The organism is Lutibacter sp. TH_r2 (genome assembly GCF_033101135.1).
Taxonomy (GTDB): domain Bacteria; phylum Bacteroidota; class Bacteroidia; order Flavobacteriales; family Flavobacteriaceae; genus Lutibacter.
The window spans coordinates 368,415-388,739 of sequence record NZ_JAWMPV010000003.1 but is presented as its reverse complement, the minus strand read 5'-3'; the positions used below and the strand labels follow the sequence as shown (position 1 = coordinate 388,739).

The window sequence follows — 20,325 nt, the reverse complement described above, 5'->3', positions numbered from 1 at the left end:
AATGTGCTTACAAATAGGGTTGGGACATTAATTCAAGCAAGTAATCTCATTTTTTTTAATTAGGAGATAAAGTAAGTGATATAATCTCGCTTTTTGTGCCAATCCTAAAAGGAGGGCCAAACGTTCCAACTCCTTCCGAAACAAATACTTTTGTTCCTTTAAAATCATGTAATCCACGGTTGTACTCAAACATCATATCAGAAAAAAAGTTAAAAGGAAAAATCTGCCCTGCATGTGTATGTCCGGCAAGGTATAAATCAATGCCATATTTGTTTGCATATTTAATTCCATTTGGGGCATGATGAAGTAGAACTGTAGCCTTTTCTCTGTCTATATCCAATCTTGGTAATGTTTCAGCAATTGTAGGATTATCTCCAGAGGCGTGCATGTCTAAAGAATTTCGATCGGCAAGCATGTAGTTCAGTCCAATTATTTGCAAGCCATTTAGGTGAGTAACTTCATTTTCTAAAACCTTAACACCAACACTTCGCATTAAAGCTACAATGCTATCGTTATCCGTAGCATGGTCATGATTTCCATCAACAAAATATATAGGAGCTTTAAGTTGTTTTAGTGGCTCAAAGTATTTTTTATTTAGAGCGTATTTACTATCCAAATAATCGCCTGTTAGAAATATTACATCAGGATTTTGAGCATTGGTTTTACTGATAATTTTTTGCAAAAAACCATTGGTTCTGAAATGCCCAATATGAATATCGGTAAGGTGCACCGCTTTAACCTCTTGGTTTAATCCCTGTATTGGAATATTAACAGGAGTAACTCTAATATTTGATGCATTCCAATAGCCCAATACAGAAATAAGACAAGCCAACCCAAATCCAATAAAACCATAGATAGAAGGGCTTTGTTTTACGAACAAATTAATACCGTCAGCAATTAGAAACGAGAACACAATAAAAAGATAAGCACCCATTGTAAGGGCTGCAATTCTATAAAGTGTATGCCCTAATTCTCCTGTTGCATTCATAAATAATCCAAACCCAAAGAGAAAAATAATAGTAAACATACTAAATCCAAGATATATAAAACGTGTATTTTCAATCTCAAATACAAAAATGGTTTTCTTTGAGACATAGATAATTGATAACACGAGAAGTGCCAGTATGGATGATAATATTACATAAGGTAGGAATTTCATATTGATGAGATTAATTGTTTATTATTTTTCTTAAAAATCCATAATTTCGATACAACAGATTTAAACATATTATCGAAAGTGATTGAATTAATTCAAGCCTGCATTTTCAATATATTCTTTAGGGCTTATCCCTGTTTTTTTCTTGAATAAACGTGAAAAGTATTGTGGATATTCAAATCCCAATTTATAAGCTGTTTCAGAAATAGAAATATTTGGTGTAAGCAATAAATTCTTTGCTTCTTCGATCAAGTATAAGTTAATTTGGTCAATAGCTGTTTTTCCCGTTTCTGCTTTAATCGTGTCACTCATATAGCGATGGCTAACTCCTAATTCATTTGAAATCCAGTCCACCGTTGGAATACCTTTTTCTTCCAATTGATTTGTATCAAAATACACATTTAATATCTCCTTAAAACGAGTAAAAAGAGCCTTATTAATACCTTTACGATTCAGAAACTGGCGCTTATAAAAACGATCAGCATATTTCAACAAAGCTTCAAGATGTGATATAATTATGTCTTTACTAAATTCATCCTGATTGTTATTATATTCTGCTTCAATTCCTTTAAAAATAAGTTTGATAATTTTTTCTTCTTTTGGAGAAAGGTGTAAAGCTTCGTTTACGTTGTAATTGAAGAAATTATATTTCTTGATTCGCTTCTGAATATCCAATCCTCGAATAAAATCTTCATGAATAGCAATAACCCAGGATTCTGAACTTATTACTACATCTTTTAAAGCATATGTTTGATTAGGTGCAGAAAACAATAAGGTTCCGGTATCGCAATCGTATTTTGTACGTCCGTAAAGAATTTCACCCGAAACGATGTTTTTAAGGCTGATGAGATAAAACGGGTTACTATAACTAACTTCTTCCGAAGATGGCGCACCACAGTTCTCAATTTCATCGACGTTTAAGCTTTTACATCCTATACTAAAAAGCGGATTTTCAGGCTTTGGTAAATGATGAGCCTGATTAAATTCCGTAATATTTTTAAAGTTTATATGTTTCATTGCTACAAATTTAATGTAAAACTATAAGAACATCTTTAGCTGCTGTTACCTTCTTTCATTTACTACAGCAAACTAAAGATGTTGATTTATAAATAATTATTCATCAAATAGATGTCTGTATTATTTGAGGTCTTCGACCTTGCCAAAAATGGTTTCTCCACGTTGTAATGGTTGTAGAAAGTGTGGATATTCAGATTTTAAAATACTCACATCATCCAATAGCTTCATTTCATCATGGCTTAACACTATATCGGCTGCTCCCAGGTTATCAATTAGCTGCTCTTCCTTTCGCGCTCCTACAATTACGCTGGTAACACCTTGTTTGTGAAGCAACCAAGCCAAAGCAATTTGTGCAACAGAAGCATTTTTACTTTCTGCAATTTCCATTAGTTTATCCACAACATTAAAACCTTGTTCCTTTTCAACCGGTGGAAAGTCAAAATTTACTCTTCGCCCTGAAGCTTCACTTGTACGAGTAATTTTCCCGCTTAAAAAGCCTCCTGCTAAAGGGCTCCATATCAAAGTTCCCAATCCTAAATCCATTGCAGCAGGTATAATTTCCCTCTCCAATTCACGTCCCACTAATGAGTAATAAGCCTGAACAGAACAGAATTTTTCAGTGCCTAATAATTTCGCTAATCCATCAGCTTTGGCGATTTGCCATGCACTGAAATTTGAAAGACCTATATATCTCACCTTTCCTTGACGAATTAAGTCATCCAGTGCTCTCATTGTTTCTTCAAGAGGTGTTGTTGCATCGAATTGATGAACCTGATATAGGTCGATGTAATCGGTTCCCAGACGTTTTAAGCTGGCTTCCACTTCCCGCATAATCGCAAGGCGGCTTGAACCAAGGTCATTTGGGCCAGTAGTTATTGTATTATATAGCTTAGTTGCAATAAGCACATCTTTCCTTTTATCACCTAAGGCTTTGCCAAGCATAATTTCCGATTCGCCCGAACTATATACATTAGCTGTATCAAAAATGTTAATACCTGCATCCATTGCCCGGTTAACCATTTTTGTGGCCAGTTCCTGTCCGGTTGTTCCAATCACTCCGGTGTTGCTTCCACCTTCTTTGTCGAAAGTCATGGTTCCGAGTGTTAACTCTGAAACGTATAATCCTGTGTTTCCTAAGTTTCTGTATTTCATCTCATTATTATTTTTAGTTTTTATTTAGTTCTATTCCATTAATACTTTATCCCCGTTAAATCTTCAGATAGCGTCCAAAGCTTTTGCGCCGCTTCGGCATCATGCGACAGCTTGCTTGATTCCACCTTAATTGGTGCGCCGTGCAGTTCAAAAAAATCCTTCGGGCCGAAAAAATCACCCGAAGACGCATTCTCGTCTATTGCGGCTCGCAGGGTTGGCAGTGCTCCCATTTCTTTGCTCTGACCGAAAAATCTATTTAAAAATTTCACAAAACCACGCTGAAGTCCTGATGTCGTCCAACCTGGATGAGCGGCTGTAACCATAGGGTTGCCACCTTCTGATTCAAGCCGTCTTTTCAGCTCATAGGCAAAGTAGAGATTCGCCAATTTGCTATCAGCGTACGCCGTAAAATTGCTGTATTTTCGCTTTTCCCAATTCAGATCATCCAAATCGATCTTCGAGGACTTATGAGCGCCGGCGGAAACGACCACCACGCGGGAATCTGGTGTTTTCTTGAGTGCCTCAATCAAATGTCCGGTCAATGCAAAGTGACCTAAATGATTCGTACCAATCAGAATTTCAAACCCGTCGTCAGTCTTGGCATAAGGGCAGGCTACTCCTGCGTTGTTAATCAGCAAATCAAGTCTGTCGAAATTTGCTAAAAACTGCGAACTGAACTCTTGAATTGAACGAAGATTGGAAAGATCCAGCTGCATAACCGAAATGTCGGCGTCTGGATGGTCTGCTCGTATTTCCTCTGCAACCTTCTCACCTTTAGACACATTTCTTACAGCAAGTACCACAGTCGATTGTTTCTGTGCTAACACTCTCGCAGTTTCCTTGCCTATCCCGCTCGACGATCCAGTAACTATAGAGACCCTGCTTTTTTGACTGGGTATGTCGTCAGCACTCCAATATTTTCTTGACACTATTTTTCCTCCTAAACTCATCATTTTAAAGTTTTAATTATTAATGAATTTTATTACGATACAAAGTAACAGCACACAAGAGGCATGTTACTTAAACATTTTTGCAGATAATGTATACATTTTCGTTAGTTGCTAACATTAAATGAGATTATAAAGGAAATATCATTTATTGCAAGAGGTGTGTTAGAAAAAACAACTCTTTTGCAAATTTTGGTCAAGGGTTGGCTCGTGTGATTTGCAAATGTGTTGTTTGTGGGTGGGATTTCAATTTTGTACTATCTATATTATGGAAATCTTGTCAGTTTGGTTCTTTTTTAGCCTTGTTGTTAACGGAGTGTATATGAAAAGTTACGTGTTTTATAAAAGATTTTTCATAGCCTCCAAAGAGTAAATTTAAATAAATAATAATAGAATTAATAACAAGAGAAGTAATTTTTTATATACTGACAGTTGGTTAAAGTATTAGGAATGATAATGAACTAGGTTAGCAAGACAAAACAAAGCCTTAACATTTATTTTTTTTAGCGGTGGCAATTTGGTTTGAAAAAGCAAAATAAACCCGTTAGAGTTTAGAAACAATTTTCGGTGAGCTTCTCACAAAGATTTAGAAACAATGGAAAACGAAAGACCTAAATACATTATAAAAGACGAAAAACTAAAAAGATTAGCGGATGAAATTATTCAGATAACATATTTTTATGAAGATGATTTTTTATCATTTAAAGTAGCTGAATTGATAAGTAGTAGTGATTATATTAATAATTATAAGGTTTAAATATGTCTTCAACTTCTTTAAATGCTCGTTCAATATGTCTTTTTAAATATATTACATTTGAACCCATATTAAATGCAATGTCATCATCATATTTATTTTCTATAACGACACCTCCCCAAGTAGAAAAAACCTCCTTTTTTGTTATTCTATTAAAATGGATTTTAAACCTATTATTGTCAAATTTTAATTGTGGTATATGGCTATGGCAAACACAATCTCTAAAGAATTTTATCAAATCATCAACATCATATACATTAAATCTTTTATCTTCTATAACATCATCTTTAAAATTTATTCTTTTACCTAAATATTTGTCAGATTTTTTCAATAAATCTCTTAACTCTATTAAAACTTCAGTTAAAACAGAATTTAAATATAATTCATTTTCTTTACTCCATAATATTTTAGAATCCAGTAAAGACCTAACTCTACTAATTGAACAGTGCATATCAAATCTTATATCTTCATTAAACTCTTGTAAACTCATAGCGTTAATTTTAATCACGTTTTATAACACGTGTAGATTGCTAAAAAAAATAAATATAATGTTGAGGTTTCGTTATGACAAACCCCTCGTGCCTAATATTTTTCCCAACGGTTTGTGGTATGTTTTGTTGAGTGATTAAGCAATAAATTTAGTAAATAATTACCGACCTAGAAAATCCGATAGGATTTTCGTAAGTGTGCTAGAACCAAACAATAAAATATACCAATTGTTAGCTAATGTTTTTTATATAGTAATTTAATTCTTTTTTATAGAATGGAGAAATTATCATTTTTTTACATTGATTTATTTGGTCAATATTTGTAATAGAACTACCTAAACTACATAATAAGAAATCTTTTAATCTTCCATCCCCAAACTTTAAATTTTTATCAACTTTTTTTAATTCGTTCAGAGTTTTTTCAAATAATAATTTCCCAATAGAACTTCTTTTATTTTTATTAAAATGCTCAACATAAGCTATTGCTTTAATATTTTTCTCATTTTTCTTTATTATAGGGTATTTTTCAATTATTTCATCAATTTTCCGAATTGAAAGTTTCTTACAATGTGGGATTAACGAATTCGTATAGAATTTTTCACCAAAAATTTTAAGATTACAGATTTCCAAAGATTTTAAGATTCCATTTTTTAAAGAATAATTTTCGATAAAAACTTTTTTCGAATCAAAAATGTCATTTCTTGGAGACTTATTTGATTTTGATAATTTAAGAGTTTCTTTAAAATCATTCAAATTTCCTTTTAAAGCGTATTTCTTTAATAATAATCTATGGGCTGAATATTTCGATTCGTCAGGTAAATCAAGTATTATATTTTTTGCTAAATCTTGTTCACAAATATTAAGACAGTGTTCGATTAGATTAAGTCTTAAATAATTTCTTATTGGAACCTGTTTAACTTTATTTAAAAGATTATTTATTTCCGATAATTTAGTTTTATAGCGTTTGATTTCTCTTCCTATGCAAAAGCTAGGATAGTAAAAAGGATTATAAATAAAAAAATTCTTTGATTCAATTTTTTCTTTATATAACTCTTCTCCATATAAAGTGATAAAAGTTGAAATAGCTTTAGAATTTGTGTTAAACTTTTCTCCTGATAAATGTTCAGTTTCATTTAAAGTATCTATAAGTAATTCTAATCTTTTCATTTTAATCATCAAAATATTAGCTAACGGTTTTTGGTATGTTTTGTGGCGTGATTAAGCAACTAATTTAGTAAATAATTACTGACCAAGAAAATCCCTTTAGGATTTTCGTAAGTATGCAAAAACCAAGCTATAAAATATACCAGTTGTTGTAAATAGTGGTTTTAGTTCAAACATTGTATTTTCTTCTCATTCAATTTTTCAATTTGAAATTAAATTACCAATTATCATCTGATTTTTTATTTTTAATAAAATTTTCAATATTATAAAAAATATCTTTGACTTTCTTTCTTATCAATTCTATGTTTTGGACAATAGGTTTTATTTCGATATCATTTGGTGATTTTGGAATTGTTGAAAGCATATCAGCTTTGTTTTTCTCCCATTCTTTTAAAGCCTTTTTTTCACTAAAACCTAAATTTTTGAATTCTTCTATAAACATTTTTTTTATGTTTTCCTCTTTAGAGTTAGGGTTTGAGGTAATTCGTTCAAAGATTTCATCTCTATCTGTGCTCAAATATCCATTTTCAATATTAAGTTTTTCAGATGATAAATTGGTGTGCATTGAGTTTAATACCATTTCAATCTTATATCTATTTTCTTTAAAAGATACTATTAGTGAGTGGTTATAAGTATGCTCATAAGTAAGATACGGAATCTTAAAAATTCCTTTAACAATAATTTTATCTGTTGTATCAAACTGAATAACATCATTAGCTGATTTATAATTCAATGCTATCCATTCTTTTGATCTTTTGTAAATTTGTTCTTTAGATAAGCTATCAACTTTAATTATTTCATAATATCCATTTTTGTTATCATTGGTAGTTTGACTAAAAACAATTGTATTAATTAGTAAAAATGATAGTATCAATAAATTTTTCATATTTTTTCATTTGTAGGTTTCTATCTTCTCATTAGTTTTTTTTCGATTAAGTTGTAAAGCTTAACGATTAATTCAAATCATAAATCCTTAAAGCTCATAATCCGCCATGTCTAGTCCTAAAATACGGCTACAGGTTAAAATTGAATTTACGCTGTTAATTTATATACCATATTTGGTGTTTTAAAGTTTAAAGATAAGTGTAATCTTACTTCGTTGTATAATTTAATTGCATTTTTTGCGGCTCTTTTTGCGTGATCAGTATCCATAAAGGTTTGGTCAAGGTAAAATTCATCTTTTAATATTCCGTTTACTCTTTCCGCTAGTGCGTTTTCGTAACAGTGATTTTCTTCAGTCATAGAAATTTCAATTTTTTTTCTTTTGAGTATTTGAGTGTATACATTACTGCAGTATTGTATTCCTCTGTCAGAATGATGTATGAGTCCCTTAATGTTTTTTGTTTTATACAAAGCCTTATTAAGCGCTCTCACACATCCTTTAAGTTCTAAGCTGTCACTAAGGTCGTATCCTACAATTTTCCTTGAGTACATATCTGTAATTAGAGCCAGGTAACAGAATCCGTTTAAGGTTCTGATGTATGTTATATCAGAAGCCCAAACTTGATTCGGTTTTGTCACTTCTATGTCTTTAATCATATTGTTATACTTATAAAATCTGTGGTATGAATTTGTAGTTCTACAACTATATTTTTTTCTTAATGTTAGCATATTATGCTCTCTAAGCACTTTAAATAGGGCATCTCTTCCAACTTTTAAATGTTGTTTATCAAAGTCGTTATTTAGAGACTTCATTAATTTACGCACACCTTCTCTGGGTAAGGACTTACGTCTTTTTTTAACGATATGTATAATTTGTTGTTCAACTTTGTTTCTCCTATTGGCTCTATATTTGTATTTATAATAAGCATCTCGTTTTAAGTTAAAACCTTTACATACCCTAGAAATAGACGTAAATCCTTTGGATTTTACTACAGCAATGATTAAGGCTTGATACTTAGTTTTTTTTTAAGTTCCAATACACTTTTATATCCTAATTTTTGAGCTGCAACTTCTAAATATGCATCATCAATAAGTCCATCCATATCTTTTTTAAGGAGCAGTTTCTTAAGTTGATTGATCTCTTTTTGTAATGCTTTTATTCTTGATATTTCATCATTAGTTTCTACCATAACTCTTGTGTTCATAAGGTCTTTACGGTCATACTTTTTAATCCATTCATTGATTGTAGAACAAGCAATACCGTAAAGTTTACCTAGTTGATACTTATTATACTTTCCAGTACTAAGTTCGGCTAAAATTTTTAATTTGAATGGTTCGCTGTAACGTCTGGTTACTTTGTCGTTTTTATACATAATGTTTAAAATTATGTAGCCTTTATTCAGGACGGGTCACCATTATTTACAACGGTTTTTGGTATGTTTTGTTGCGAGAAAATCCGATAGGATTTTCGGTTTAGTAACAAAGTTAATTAAATTGATTTGATTTCCGAAAGGAAATCAGCCTAGCAATAAAATATACCAGTTGTTGTAAAAAGTAATAGTTTTAACCTTTATTCATTATTATTGGAGCAAGTTCTTTTTTCAATTTATCAAATTCTTCTTTAGACATCATTTCAATTTCCATTAATTCTTTAGCTTCTTTTAATTTTGAAATTGCTTCATCTCTCGTCATTTTTCTATTTTTCAATAAAATTTCACCAGATTCTAATGCTAATTCAGAATCCATTACACTTAAGTATTTGTTTACACCAAAAGCTCGACCATTAATTTCTCCTAAAACCATAACAATATAAAGAGGTTTCTTTTTACTTCCTCTATGATATGCTTTCATTTCATTAACTATAACTTTAGTATTCTTGAAACTATTACTTGCCATTATCTGTGATTCTCCACTCATAGCAGTCATAATACTTCCAAATCCTGCAGGTCTTCCCATTTTAATGAATTCATAAGTTTTTGTTGTTGTACTTCTCGTTTTTGCAGCTCCAACTCTTCCTCTACTGCCATAACTACCTCCAATAGTTCTTGAATTCGTTTCTTGTGATGTAGGGTTTCCTAAAATTAAGGTGTCTCCAATTTTAACAATATTTTCACTAACAGTAACATACTTTTTTACTTTAGTATTGTTTTTGATGTTTCTAAAAAAATTAATGTCTTGAGTATTTTCATATGTCAAAACGTCTAATTCTTTTTGAGCATTTATACTCGTAATAGTAAATAAAGCTAATACAAATAATGTAGTAATTCTTTTCATAGTTTTTGTTTTCATTTTATAGTTATTTAATTCGTTTTTATTTTTTACAACGGTTTTGGGTTTAATTTCGTTGCGTTGGTTTAGTTCAAAGTTAATTAAAAATCTAAAACATTTGGAGCTTCAGAGGCTAATCGTATGTGGAATAGCCAAGCAATGAAATAAACCCAGTGTTGCCTAATGTTGTTTACATTCTGAATTATCAATTCGTTTTATATCTTTATTCAGTGTAATTTTTTTATTTTGCAATCCCTCTAATCATTTCTCCACTGCTGTGCTAAAATCAAACCGTTTCCTTGCTCAATTCCGCTATGATTTGGAAATCTATCCGTTTCAACTTTGAATTCCGTACTGGTGTTTAAATCGTACCACTTCAATTCTCAATCTAGTAGAGTAGGAGAGAAACTAATATTTCTCAATCAGTTTTAGTTTTATAACTAAATCTACCTGTTAATACAAATCCAATCCCAATTCCTAATATAGCACCTCCTAAAAATCCAATTCCATCATAATCAATTAAGAAAACTAATATAATTCCAATGATGATTAATATTCCTCCTATAATTCTAGCTTTATTCATATTTTTCTATTTTTTTCGTTTTTCTGCAATATTTGGCAACGGGTTTGAATATGGTTTGTTGCGTGTTTAAAGCACTAATTTAGCAAATAAAAACCAAATAGGAAATCCGCTAGGATTTTCGTAAGTCGGCTTGAACTAGCAATAAATTATATGCGGTGTTGTAACACGTTTTTATAATCGTATCACTGTATCTTTTTTCAAGAAGCTCAATACTTCTGTTGTTGTTTTCTCATAAATAATCTCATTTAACGAACCTTGAGTTTTTGAATATCTTTTCTCCAAAGCTTTGATAATTCTTTCCGTTATTAATTTCTCACCAAAATTCTCCTTATACTCATTTATTAAATTCATAGCTCTTTCATCATCAATTTCTTTCCAATCATTGATTTCCTCATACGAGTAACTCGCAACAAATTCCTCAATACTTTCTGACTTCCAATATGATTCAAGAATGAATTTATCAATTGGTGAATTTGCTATTTTATTAAACTCGTAAATCGTAGAATCTGCTGTAATCAAATTATTCTCATAATTCTCAATCAGTTTGATTAATAATTTCATCTTATTTTTCATTAATCGAATGTGTTACAACGAGTTTGAATATGCTTTGTTGCGTTTTTTAAGCACCTAATTTAGTAAATAATTACCGAATAGAAAATCCGCTAGGATTTTCGTAAGTAGGCTATAACCAAGCAATAAAGTATATGCAGTGTTAGCAAAAGTATTGTCATTCGTTTTGTCAATAAATCTCACTCTTTATATAACTTAATCAGTTTATCTCTTTCTTTTTTCCTTTTACTCGAAGATATAAATAATGGAACAGATATTCCTGCACTTATTACTCCTCCAGTAACAAACATTACTCCGATAGAATGTCCAACTCCTTCCTCGGAGTTTTTATTGTCGGATATTAATTTTGCTCCAAACGCTGTACTCAAAATTGATAATGATGTAAAAACAATTCCAGCAGTCTTTGTTTTTTTTCGTTTCCAATCTTTATCAAGTATTAAATTCCAATCATTAATCACTTTTTGTTCATTCTGATTAAAATTTGTCAAATTAATTCCAAAAGATTCTATTTTATTTAATTTTCTCTCATTTAGAATTTGTGAGTAATTATTCATGGAAATAAAACTCAATAAAATCAATAAATAATTTTTCATAGCGTTCTGTGATTTTATTTTTGCTAACGGTTTTTGGTATGTTTTGTGGCGTGTTTAAGCGACTAATTTACTAAATAATTACCTGCCAAGAAAATCCGCTAGGATTTTCGTAAGTGTGCTAAAACCAAGCTATAAAATATACCAGTTGTTGCCATTTCGTTGTTTTTATATTTAATATCGTGAAAAGATTATCATAAAATATCTTTATTTAACTTATCTAATAATTGAACTCTTTTATTTACTTCTTTCAGAATCATAAATCGTTCCTTCCATTTTTTATCATTAGGTTTATCTTTGATAATTTGAATGAACATATCATTTAAGTAATTAAAAATTAAATTAAAATCAGGATTATCAGCTAGTTTCGCTATAATTAGCTTTTTATACCAAATTCCGTGAATAGTAGCTGGATAAACATTTAAGTTATCATACGTAGAATTAAATATTGAATCAAGAATATTTATGTCAGAGTAATAATCTAATTTTTCGGTTAATTGGTTTTCTAAATTATCAACAATAAAATTAAAAGACTTTTTCACTGAATCATTCTCGTTAGAATCAATTTCAATCGTAGTCATAGTTTGGTTAATTCCAGTTCCAAACGTACTATTTTGTTTTTCTCTTGTTTCTAAATCTTCCCATAATTTTTCAATTATATGAATGCGTCTAACAATTCCAATATGTACTCTAAATAGTTTTTTTGAAATGTTATTTCCAATGTTAATGAAGACTGTATCACTATAATTATTTGAGTTTAAAGAATAAGAGTTTTCTAATACTCCAACTTTTCCATTTCTCGAAATGAAATAGTCATTAATCAAGCGTAAAAGGTTTTCCTCAAAATTTTTAAACTCCATTTATATTTTTAGGTTTTAGTATTTTCCGCAATGAATGGCAACGGTTTTGTATTTAATTTAGTTGCGTGTTTTAGACTTTAAATTTAGCAAATAGTTCCCGAACAAAGAAAATCCGTGAGGATTTTCGTAAATGGAAACCTAGCCTAGCAATTAATTGAATACGTTGTTGGCTACAGTATATTTTTCAATTATTTTAATCATTTTTGTTTTGTCATAATCGGAAAAATTTTTCAAGTCTAATTCAATCGTTTTACTTGATTGAATAATTCTTAATTTATCATTTATAAACTCATAAGAATTAATCTCACTAAACGTAATTCTTTTTTCTCCGAAATATGAGTTAATTCGAACTGTCATTCCCAATTTATTCCATTGAACATAATTTTTTCGAATAACTTTTCGTAGGAAATAAATAGAAAATAAGAGATATCCAGAAGCTTTAATCCATTTATTCCAATCTTCAGATAGGAATTCAGTGAATGTTCCGAATATGATCAAAATTAATCCCAGAAATAACATAATCGGTTTAGTCCAATTCTTTTTTAAATTTGACATATCATCAAAGTAAATCTTTTTCATAAATTTTCATTTTTTATATTGTAGCCAACGGTTTTGTGTATGGAAAGTTGCGTTTTTGTGTGCGAGGATTTTCCGAAGGAAAATCAGACGTAACAAAAATGCAACGACCTTTGATTAAGCACTAATTTAGCAATTTTTTATACACGTTGTTCTACGCAGTTTTTATTCAGCTATTCTTTTTTTCAAATCCATTCTTTCGTGTAATATTCTAGTAATCTCAACATAATTTTCGTTTAAAGTTCTATAGAATATTATATGTCGATTTGATTTTATTGCTAAGAGTTGCTTTGAAATTCCTTCATAATTCTTTCCTAAATCTGGATTTTCAGCAATTTCTTCACAATTTGAGATTAGTCCATCGTAATATTTATCGGCTTGTTTTTCCGACCAAACTTCAAATGTATATTCCCAAATTTTTGATAAATCCGCAACAGCTTTGTTCGTCAGTTTATATTCAGCCATTCGAGTGCTTTTTTGCTTTTAGAGATTCAAGATGTTTTTTCGGGTCAAAATCGTGCGCTATTCCGCTGTCTATTCCTTCTTGAATTGCTTTTTTCAATGCAATTACTTTACTTTCTTCTTCTTCTAAAAGTCTTAATCCTGCTCGTATAACTTCGCTAACGTTTTTAAATCTTCCTTCACTAATACTATTTTGGACGAATTGGTCAAAATAATTTCCGAGTGATATTGATGTGTTTTTGTTCATTTTGATACTATTTATATCAAATATACCAAAAATTGGTATGTTTGCAAAATTTTTCTCAAATTGCGTAGAACGTTGATGTATAAGAATAGTTGCGGGTTTGTCTGCGAGGATTTTCCGAAGGAAAATCAGACGTTACAAACACGCAACGACCTTTGGTTAAGCACTAAACCGCTATTATTTTTATACGGTGTTACCCAACGTTTTTTAGTTTTTTTAGCGTAATTATAATTCCTTTTTCTCTTATAAATTTTATATCGTCTCCTTCTAAATCTTTAACTGTTTTAATATTTTCTCCCTTGAACAAGTAGGCAGGCACGATTTCCGATTTTATTATTAAAGAGTCCGAAGTCAGTTTTAGGATTTCGTATGGAAATCCAACGTCATATTCGAAAGCAATTAGTTCAGTTCCGTCAATCCAGAATCTTTGATTATCGTTACAATTCCGTTTTGTTTTTTCATTTTCATAAACTCTCAAAATTCCGTATTCGTCAAATTCAAATATCGAATTCAATTCCATTTTCTTACAAAATGAAGGATGTTCAAATGGTAAGAAATTCGAATAAGTAACTTTCCATTTTCCAATCAGTTTTTCATACTGTTCGGTTTTCGGAAGTTTTTCTGGTTTTTTAAAGTAGTCGCAACTCAAAAAAGTCAGAATAAAAACTATAAATGATATGTAGAATGTCGTTTTTTTCAAATGTTGGGTAACGTGATTTTATATGATTTGTGCGCCTAAAAATCGGAGATTTTTCGGTGGTAGCAAATCGTTAGTTGAATGTTTATCGTCTGTATTAGTTCAAATTTAAGCATAAATTATATGAGGTGTTGGCAACTGGCTTTTTATTATATTCTTTCAGTTCACTATATTTAGATTAAACATTAAATAAAAAAACTTATATATCATTAATTCTATCAGATGATTTTATAACTTCTACAGTATTTTTTGATTTTAGTCGCTTCTCTTTGTTCACACTACAAACTTTAACAGTAACAGCTATAATCAAAAGTGCTATTCCAATTAAAATTGGTTTTACGATTTTTCTATATATCCAATCAGATATTAAATCATAATCTTGCTTTCTTCTACCACTATTTATATAATTTTCTCGGGCTTTGTTTCTTGCATCACTTCCTTCTTTTCTTTTTATAATATTATCTAATATTTTTTTTACAATAATTAGAAATATTCCTATTAAAAATAATAAAAATATAATTCCATAGAAGCTCTTAAAAGAGGATTCAGAGCCATATCCATATCTTGATCGATATGTTTGTAGTATAATTAGTAAATTAGTTATTGAAATTAGTGTTTTCATAATTTTTTCAGGATCCTATATGCTTTTATTTTTCAGCTTGTTGCCAACGTGATTGTATAAGATTAGTTGCGTGTTTAAGCACCTAATTTAGCAAATACAAACCGAATAGAAAATCCGTGAGGATTTTCGTAAGTAGGCTCATACCAAGCAATTAATTTTATACGGTGTTGGCAACTGTGTTTTATTTTATTATTTCAATTCCTTTAGTTACATCTCTGAAAAATGATTCTAATTCCGATTTATTTTTTTCAATCAGTTCAGGTTCTGTTATTTCAGTTTTGTTTATATCAAATAGTTTGATTTTTGAATCAGAATACGATAAATAACGAATTATAGAATCCGTTTTATAATCTTTTTCATAGTATGGTTTGTCATATTCGTAATTCAGTTTCTTTACAAACTTGAATTTCATATTTCCGTTTTTTTCTGTCCAATATGTATAATTCAGTTTTCCAGTTTCTCCATACAACCAAAAGTCATAAACAATGTAATCAAAGTCTTTATCGTGAAATACGCTCAATTCTCCACCATCAGCAGAATGGTCGTTAAGTTCAAAAGTGTCTGGTGTTCCAAATTCCGCTTTATTTTTCTCAAAATCTTGAAGCAATTCAAAATCTTTGAGTTCAGAAACTGACTTTCCAATTTCGACATTTTCCGCTTTCTTTTCAGATTTTTGTTTTTCTCCGCAAGAGTAAAATCCGATTAATAGAAAAATGATTAAAATTCTGTTCATAGGTTTTTCGGACATTGTTGCCAACGGAATTGATATGAAAAGTTACGTGTTTAATTATACTTCTTTTCGTAGCAACTCTAAACAATAAAAGTAAGAATAAAAATAGAATTAATAACAAGAGAAGTAATTTTTTATATGACGATAGTTGGCTAAAGTATTAGGAAATTTATGAACTAGGTTAGCAAGACAAAACAAAGCCTTTTCATTTATTTTTTTAGCGGTTGCAAATTGGTTTGAAAAAGCAAAATAAACCCGTTAGAGTTTAGAAACAATTTTCGGTGAGCTTCTCACAAAGATTTAGAAACAATGGAAAATAGAAAAAACAATTTTATTTTAAAAACAAAGAATCATTTAGAATCCTTTTTTGAGTATTTTTTAGATTGGATAATTCCAACTCTATATCTTTTACTTGCAATTGGATTGTGTCTAACTGTTCTTCGAGTTTTTTATTTGAATTTTTGGACTTAAAAAGTGGTGAAGCTAATGTTAAAACGCCAACAAGTATTATGATAAAATCCTTACTTTGCTTTATAATCGTATCATATAAATGCTTTTTATGTATTTTATCATACTTGTTTGACTTAATGTTTCTAAATCCGTTATTTGAAGCTATGTATTTATTTGGTTTTGAAAACTTAACAGAATCATCATCTCTTAACTCCGTCAAGACTTCCAAAGCCTTTACGTCATTTATTTTAAATTTTTCAGCTATTTCTATATGTGTGTATTCTATTTTACCTTTATTTTTAAAATTAGAATCATACTCTGAAGTTAAAAATTTTAAAATATTTTGATGATGTCTGTATCTGTTAAATGTAAATGTCATAGCGTTAATTTTAATCACGTTATTTAACACGTGTAGATTGCTGAAAAAAATAAATATAATGTTGAGGTTTCGTTACGACAAACCCCTCGCACCTAATATTTTTTCCAACTGGTTATATCCAAACAAAACTTACTGTTTAATGGTTAAATATTCCGGATAAACCAAGGTTTTGTCTTTTTTATCAGAATGTAAGTTTCTCTAGATTAACAATTTTTAATTTTAACCTAAATTATAAAAAATATTATATCTAAACTAAATTTTCTATTTATAATTTTTTAAATAGTATAGAAAAGAAGTTCAAATTTATCTAACAATTTTAGTTCTTAATATTTGAAAATATTGCTAGTAGTTTTTGTTTGTTTATAGGTTTTGAAATAAAGGTATTACAGCCAACTTTTTCTGCTTCATTTTTATAACTTTTTTGAGTATAAGCAGATTGAGCTATTATAAATATGTTTTTATTAAATTTTCGTATTTCTTTTGAAGCTTCAAGCCCATTTAGTTTTGGCATTTTAATATCCATTAATATAACGTCAATATCTGCGTTTTGTTTAGCAAGTTCAATTGCTTCTATTCCGTTTTTTGCATGAAGTATTTTTTCTGTAATATCCTCTAAAACAGTTTTTAAATATTCAAAAGAGGTTTCATCGTCTTCTGCAATTAATATTTTAAATTTAGGTAAAATAGAGTTATTTGAAATAGTATTTTCTAAACTTGTATTTGTTTCAGGTATAGTTGTAATAGAGTTTGGTATACGAACATAAAAAGTAGAGCCTACATTTGGTTTGGATTTGAGTTGTATGTCGCCATTTAATAAATCTACATATCCTTTTGAAATAGATAACCCTAATCCTGAACCTTCAAAACCACTTGAATGAGAAAAATCAGCTTGTACAAATTCATTAAAAATAGTTGTTTGTTTTTTATAAGGAATTCCAATTCCTGCATCTTTTACCCAAAATTCTGCAACATCATTTTGAAGTGTGTATTCAACTTCGATAGATCCTTTAGGTGTAAATTTTAAAGCGTTTTTAATTAAATTAGTTAATATAGAGTTTAGTTTTTGTTCGTCGCTGTAAAAAGGTTTTGTTATGGTTGAGTTTTTATTTTTGAAAAATAATGTTAATCCTTTAGTTGTAGCTTCGGGCTCAAAAAAATGTTGAAGTTCTTCTATAATATTAAGAATGTTTACTTTTTTTAATTGAACTTCTTCAAGTCCAGATTGAAGTTTAGAAATATCAATAATATTGTTAATTGTTTGAAGCATTCGATGACCACTTTTTTCAATTATTTCAATGAATTGAGATCTTTTTTCGGAAGAATATTCGGCATTTTTTAATAAATCAGCAAATCCTAAAATACCATTCATTGGTGTTCTAATTTCATGGCTCATATTTGCTAAAAATGCAGATTTCATTTTATCACTTTCTTCTGCTTTGTTTTTTTGCTTTTTTAGCTCTTTCATCATTTCAGAATTCAATTGAAGTTGACTTCTTAAATCTTTAGTTTTATCTCGAACTCTACTTCGTAAAATTCTATTTATACTTATAAGCAAAATAATAATTGCAAGTATAATAATTCCACTAAACAATATATATTTTAAATATTGATCCCAATTGGTTTTGGATTCATCGTATTCAGCAATCCATTTGTCGTAAATTTTTTGGTATTCGCCATTTGCTAAAATTACTTCAAGACCATTGTTTAGTATTTCAGCAAATTCGGATGATTGCTTTGAAATTTTAAACCCCATAGAACGTTCTAGAATTCTATGGTTAAGTGCTTCGATATAATCTTTATGAAGCTTTTTAGCATAAAACATTCCTCCAACTCGTTGACCAAAAGCACAAGTAACTTCTTTTTTGTCTACTGCATTTATTAAACTTTCGTAGTTTTTAATATATAAAAATTTTGCTGATGGATTAATGGAGAGAATATAATATTCCAAAACATCATTTTTCCACATGGCAATAAGTGGTTCTTTAGAAGTTCTTAAATATTCTAATGAAAATCTTTTTATGTGGTTTTTATTGTAAAAAAAACAATGAGATGTATTAATTGAAGATCGTGAATAAATAAAATCATTTTCAAAGCCTCCTGGGTAATGTGCTCCACCAATTGCATCAACTTCATTATTATTTAAGAAATTATTTATGGTAACCCAATCTCCTGAATCAATACTTATGTCGCTTCCATACAAATCTTTAATAGCATTTAATATATCTATATTAAAACCTACTAATTCATTATTCTCATTTATATAATTGTATGGTGGATAATTATTACTAAAAAGTACTTTGTATTGGGCATTTACTTTACTAGAAATTAATACAAGAATTATTGTTATTATTAAAAAATAATGTCTCATTTGGGGTTTTAATTTAATTGCAAATTTAAAATTATTTTATCGATTAATATTAATTTAATTTATTAAAATATGGATTTACAGTGTTTTAAGGGGTTTTTAAGTGTTGATAAAACATATTAACATATTAATTAATAGTTTTCTGAAAGACGTTTAATATTATTGTTTCCATTAGAGTTTTCAACTAAACTTTTTAAAGCCATATCTAAAGGGCTTTTTATTTGTAGTAAATCTTTTTTACTCACATGTGTATAAATCATGGTGGTTTCTGGTTTTGCATGCCCTAAAAGTTCTTGAATGTAGCGTAAATCAATACCGTTTTCTAGTAAATGTGTGGCATAACTATGGCGTAACGTATGTGGTGTAACTCGTTTTGTTATATTGGCAGCTTTAACTGATAGTTTTAAAAATCCTCGAACACTTTCGGTACTGTATTTTTTACCAGCTGTAATTCCTTCAACAAAATACTGTTTTGGTTGGTAACTGTTTAAATAGTTTATTAATAAAGGAATAATACTTTCAGCCAAAATAATATGTCTATCTCTTCTACCTTTACTATTTTTTACAATAATTTGTCGTCTATCAATATCAATGTGGTTAAGTTGCAAATTTATAAGTTCACTTATTCGTAAACCAGCAGAATAAATCATGCCTAAAATAGCTCTGTGTTTTAAGTTTTTAGTATAGCGTAATAAATCAATTACTTCTTCTTTAGATAAAACAGTTGGTAAAATTTTACTTTTTTTAGGGCGTTGTAATCTAACATCATCAATTGCACAATCTGGATAAAATGCTTTAAATAATTTTATAGCACTTATTAGTTGACGTTGGCTACTAATGCTCATTTTTCTGGGCACAAAAACATCTTCAATAAATAATTCTACATCTTTGTTAGATAGTTTTTCAAGAGGTTTATTTTTAATATAATCAATAAAATCTGCAACAAAGGTAAAATATGTTTTAATGGTGCTTTCACTATAACGTTTCCCTTTTAAATACTTAACATAGTTGCGAATAATTTCTTTATTCTCTTCTGAAATATTTCTAGGTTTTCGTTCTAATTTTACTTCAATTTTTTGAAATAAACTTGCATCTAAATCATAGTGTACTTTTGGACCTAAAACCTTTTTTAACTTTGAAATAGCTTCTTCATTAAATAAAGTATACCAAGATTTGTGTGATTGACTCCATGTATAATTTAAGTCGTACTTCAGTCTGTTTTTAACAAAATCATTAAAAGTAAAATGAATCATTAATTGAACATCCTTTCGGTGTACAACTTTTTTTAACAATAGTGTAGGTAATTGTTTATCAGAATTTTTCATAGCAATTCAAAAATACTAAAACTTTAATAATAAAATACAATCAG

At 29.3% G+C, this 20,325-nt stretch carries 25 protein-coding genes; 1 reads left to right on the top strand and 24 read right to left on the bottom strand.

Translation table 11 applies throughout. The features are described 5' to 3' along the window. Nucleotides 1-55: 55 nt before the first annotated feature. The 4 genes from R3X25_RS11615 to R3X25_RS11600 all read right to left on the bottom strand — a co-directional run bounded on the left by R3X25_RS11615 (nt 56) and on the right by R3X25_RS11600 (nt 4,275). Nucleotides 56-880, bottom strand: coding sequence for a metallophosphoesterase (locus R3X25_RS11615; RefSeq protein ID WP_317674983.1), 825 nt, complete (start codon nt 878-880; stop codon nt 56-58). A 366-nt stretch (nt 881-1,246) separates the two neighbouring features. Next, nucleotides 1,247-2,173, bottom strand: coding sequence for a helix-turn-helix transcriptional regulator (locus R3X25_RS11610; RefSeq protein WP_317674981.1), 927 nt, complete (start codon nt 2,171-2,173; stop codon nt 1,247-1,249). A 120-nt stretch (nt 2,174-2,293) separates the two neighbouring features. After that, nucleotides 2,294-3,325: an aldo/keto reductase gene (locus R3X25_RS11605; protein ID WP_317674979.1), complete on the bottom strand. Its 1,032-nt coding sequence runs from the start codon at nt 3,323-3,325 to the stop codon at nt 2,294-2,296. Between the two features lie 38 nt (nt 3,326-3,363). Further along, a complete protein-coding gene (locus R3X25_RS11600) occupies nt 3,364-4,275 on the bottom strand; it encodes an oxidoreductase (RefSeq protein WP_317674977.1) in 912 nt (303 codons plus the stop codon). 592 nt (nt 4,276-4,867) lie between these two features. Here R3X25_RS11600 and R3X25_RS11595 point away from each other — a divergent pair. After that, a complete protein-coding gene (locus tag R3X25_RS11595) occupies nt 4,868-5,029 on the top strand; it encodes a hypothetical protein (protein WP_317674975.1) in 162 nt (53 codons plus the stop codon). Here R3X25_RS11595 and R3X25_RS11590 read toward each other — a convergent pair. The 20 genes from R3X25_RS11590 to R3X25_RS11495 all read right to left on the bottom strand — a co-directional run bounded on the left by R3X25_RS11590 (nt 5,010) and on the right by R3X25_RS11495 (nt 20,281). Continuing rightward, complete coding sequence (locus R3X25_RS11590) at nt 5,010-5,516, bottom strand: hypothetical protein (RefSeq protein ID WP_317674973.1); 507 nt, start codon at nt 5,514-5,516, stop codon at nt 5,010-5,012. The two genes, R3X25_RS11595 and R3X25_RS11590, sit on opposite strands and share 20 nt — an antisense overlap. A gap of 229 nt (nt 5,517-5,745) precedes the next feature. Further along, nucleotides 5,746-6,681 carry a hypothetical protein gene (locus R3X25_RS11585; RefSeq protein WP_317674971.1) on the bottom strand — a complete coding sequence of 312 codons (936 nt, stop codon included), beginning with the start codon at nt 6,679-6,681 and terminating at the stop codon, nt 5,746-5,748. A 214-nt stretch (nt 6,682-6,895) separates the two neighbouring features. After that, nucleotides 6,896-7,564, bottom strand: a complete 669-nt coding sequence (locus R3X25_RS11580; RefSeq protein ID WP_317674969.1) for a DUF4468 domain-containing protein — start codon at nt 7,562-7,564, stop codon at nt 6,896-6,898. A gap of 146 nt (nt 7,565-7,710) precedes the next feature. Then, entirely contained in the window at nt 7,711-8,559 is an 849-nt protein-coding gene (locus R3X25_RS11575; protein WP_317675069.1) for an IS3 family transposase, read from the bottom strand. Nucleotides 8,560-8,561: 2 nt separating this feature from the next. Beyond that, nucleotides 8,562-8,933: a transposase gene (locus R3X25_RS11570; RefSeq protein ID WP_317674967.1), complete on the bottom strand. Its 372-nt coding sequence runs from the start codon at nt 8,931-8,933 to the stop codon at nt 8,562-8,564. Nucleotides 8,934-9,123: 190 nt separating this feature from the next. Beyond that, the gene (locus R3X25_RS11565; protein WP_317674966.1) at nt 9,124-9,849 is read right to left on the bottom strand and encodes a hypothetical protein; all 726 of its coding nucleotides are present in this window, start codon (nt 9,847-9,849) and stop codon (nt 9,124-9,126) included. Nucleotides 9,850-10,085: 236 nt separating this feature from the next. Continuing rightward, on the bottom strand, nt 10,086-10,208 hold the full coding sequence (locus tag R3X25_RS11560) for a hypothetical protein (protein WP_317674964.1): 123 nt from the start codon (nt 10,206-10,208) through the stop codon (nt 10,086-10,088). A gap of 38 nt (nt 10,209-10,246) precedes the next feature. After that, nucleotides 10,247-10,411 (bottom strand): hypothetical protein, encoded by a 165-nt coding sequence (locus R3X25_RS11555; protein ID WP_317674962.1) that lies wholly within the window; start codon nt 10,409-10,411, stop codon nt 10,247-10,249. A 171-nt stretch (nt 10,412-10,582) separates the two neighbouring features. Then, the gene (locus R3X25_RS11550; RefSeq protein WP_173302575.1) at nt 10,583-10,984 is read right to left on the bottom strand and encodes a hypothetical protein; all 402 of its coding nucleotides are present in this window, start codon (nt 10,982-10,984) and stop codon (nt 10,583-10,585) included. Nucleotides 10,985-11,160: 176 nt separating this feature from the next. Continuing rightward, nucleotides 11,161-11,574: a hypothetical protein gene (locus tag R3X25_RS11545; RefSeq protein ID WP_317674960.1), complete on the bottom strand. Its 414-nt coding sequence runs from the start codon at nt 11,572-11,574 to the stop codon at nt 11,161-11,163. 191 nt (nt 11,575-11,765) lie between these two features. After that, entirely contained in the window at nt 11,766-12,431 is a 666-nt protein-coding gene (locus R3X25_RS11540) for a hypothetical protein (RefSeq protein ID WP_317674958.1), read from the bottom strand. 150 nt (nt 12,432-12,581) lie between these two features. After that, nucleotides 12,582-13,010 carry a hypothetical protein gene (locus R3X25_RS11535; protein ID WP_317674956.1) on the bottom strand — a complete coding sequence of 143 codons (429 nt, stop codon included), beginning with the start codon at nt 13,008-13,010 and terminating at the stop codon, nt 12,582-12,584. A gap of 162 nt (nt 13,011-13,172) precedes the next feature. Beyond that, a complete protein-coding gene (locus R3X25_RS11530; RefSeq protein WP_317674954.1) occupies nt 13,173-13,472 on the bottom strand; it encodes a type II toxin-antitoxin system RelE/ParE family toxin in 300 nt (99 codons plus the stop codon). Further along, on the bottom strand, nt 13,465-13,716 hold the full coding sequence (locus R3X25_RS11525; protein WP_215937343.1) for a type II toxin-antitoxin system ParD family antitoxin: 252 nt from the start codon (nt 13,714-13,716) through the stop codon (nt 13,465-13,467). Before R3X25_RS11525 ends, R3X25_RS11530 begins: the two co-directional genes overlap by 8 nt. A gap of 190 nt (nt 13,717-13,906) precedes the next feature. Beyond that, nucleotides 13,907-14,362 carry a hypothetical protein gene (locus R3X25_RS11520; RefSeq protein WP_317674950.1) on the bottom strand — a complete coding sequence of 152 codons (456 nt, stop codon included), beginning with the start codon at nt 14,360-14,362 and terminating at the stop codon, nt 13,907-13,909. 247 nt (nt 14,363-14,609) lie between these two features. Then, nucleotides 14,610-15,032 carry a hypothetical protein gene (locus R3X25_RS11515; protein WP_317674948.1) on the bottom strand — a complete coding sequence of 141 codons (423 nt, stop codon included), beginning with the start codon at nt 15,030-15,032 and terminating at the stop codon, nt 14,610-14,612. 181 nt (nt 15,033-15,213) lie between these two features. Beyond that, nucleotides 15,214-15,765, bottom strand: a complete 552-nt coding sequence (locus R3X25_RS11510) for a hypothetical protein (protein ID WP_317674946.1) — start codon at nt 15,763-15,765, stop codon at nt 15,214-15,216. Between the two features lie 328 nt (nt 15,766-16,093). After that, nucleotides 16,094-16,591, bottom strand: coding sequence for a hypothetical protein (locus R3X25_RS11505; protein ID WP_317674944.1), 498 nt, complete (start codon nt 16,589-16,591; stop codon nt 16,094-16,096). Nucleotides 16,592-16,907: 316 nt separating this feature from the next. Continuing rightward, entirely contained in the window at nt 16,908-18,959 is a 2,052-nt protein-coding gene (locus R3X25_RS11500) for a response regulator (protein WP_317674942.1), read from the bottom strand. A gap of 128 nt (nt 18,960-19,087) precedes the next feature. Beyond that, the gene (locus R3X25_RS11495) at nt 19,088-20,281 is read right to left on the bottom strand and encodes a site-specific integrase (protein WP_317674940.1); all 1,194 of its coding nucleotides are present in this window, start codon (nt 20,279-20,281) and stop codon (nt 19,088-19,090) included. Nucleotides 20,282-20,325 lie beyond the last annotated feature (44 nt).

Bases quoted from the DNA above. Each gene is read 5' to 3' on its own strand.
- R3X25_RS11610 (WP_317674981.1), bottom strand. From the start codon at position 2,173: ATGAAACATATAAACTTTAAAAATATTACGGAATTTAATCAGGCTCAT.
- R3X25_RS11535 (WP_317674956.1), bottom strand. From the start codon at position 13,010: ATGAAAAAGATTTACTTTGATGATATGTCAAATTTAAAAAAGAATTGG.
- R3X25_RS11580 (WP_317674969.1), bottom strand. From the start codon at position 7,564: ATGAAAAATTTATTGATACTATCATTTTTACTAATTAATACAATTGTT.
- R3X25_RS11515 (WP_317674948.1), bottom strand. From the start codon at position 15,032: ATGAAAACACTAATTTCAATAACTAATTTACTAATTATACTACAAACA.
- R3X25_RS11595 (WP_317674975.1), top strand. From the start codon at position 4,868: ATGGAAAACGAAAGACCTAAATACATTATAAAAGACGAAAAACTAAAA.
- R3X25_RS11510 (WP_317674946.1), bottom strand. From the start codon at position 15,765: ATGAACAGAATTTTAATCATTTTTCTATTAATCGGATTTTACTCTTGC.
- R3X25_RS11505 (WP_317674944.1), bottom strand. From the start codon at position 16,591: ATGACATTTACATTTAACAGATACAGACATCATCAAAATATTTTAAAA.
- R3X25_RS11500 (WP_317674942.1), bottom strand. From the start codon at position 18,959: ATGAGACATTATTTTTTAATAATAACAATAATTCTTGTATTAATTTCT.
- R3X25_RS11530 (WP_317674954.1), bottom strand. From the start codon at position 13,472: ATGGCTGAATATAAACTGACGAACAAAGCTGTTGCGGATTTATCAAAA.
- R3X25_RS11585 (WP_317674971.1), bottom strand. From the start codon at position 6,681: ATGAAAAGATTAGAATTACTTATAGATACTTTAAATGAAACTGAACAT.
- R3X25_RS11570 (WP_317674967.1), bottom strand. From the start codon at position 8,933: ATGTATAAAAACGACAAAGTAACCAGACGTTACAGCGAACCATTCAAA.
- R3X25_RS11540 (WP_317674958.1), bottom strand. From the start codon at position 12,431: ATGGAGTTTAAAAATTTTGAGGAAAACCTTTTACGCTTGATTAATGAC.
- R3X25_RS11590 (WP_317674973.1), bottom strand. From the start codon at position 5,516: ATGAGTTTACAAGAGTTTAATGAAGATATAAGATTTGATATGCACTGT.
- R3X25_RS11605 (WP_317674979.1), bottom strand. From the start codon at position 3,325: ATGAAATACAGAAACTTAGGAAACACAGGATTATACGTTTCAGAGTTA.
- R3X25_RS11495 (WP_317674940.1), bottom strand. From the start codon at position 20,281: ATGAAAAATTCTGATAAACAATTACCTACACTATTGTTAAAAAAAGTT.
- R3X25_RS11600 (WP_317674977.1), bottom strand. From the start codon at position 4,275: ATGAGTTTAGGAGGAAAAATAGTGTCAAGAAAATATTGGAGTGCTGAC.
- R3X25_RS11550 (WP_173302575.1), bottom strand. From the start codon at position 10,984: ATGAAAAATAAGATGAAATTATTAATCAAACTGATTGAGAATTATGAG.
- R3X25_RS11565 (WP_317674966.1), bottom strand. From the start codon at position 9,849: ATGAAAACAAAAACTATGAAAAGAATTACTACATTATTTGTATTAGCT.
- R3X25_RS11545 (WP_317674960.1), bottom strand. From the start codon at position 11,574: ATGAAAAATTATTTATTGATTTTATTGAGTTTTATTTCCATGAATAAT.
- R3X25_RS11555 (WP_317674962.1), bottom strand. From the start codon at position 10,411: ATGAATAAAGCTAGAATTATAGGAGGAATATTAATCATCATTGGAATT.
- R3X25_RS11525 (WP_215937343.1), bottom strand. From the start codon at position 13,716: ATGAACAAAAACACATCAATATCACTCGGAAATTATTTTGACCAATTC.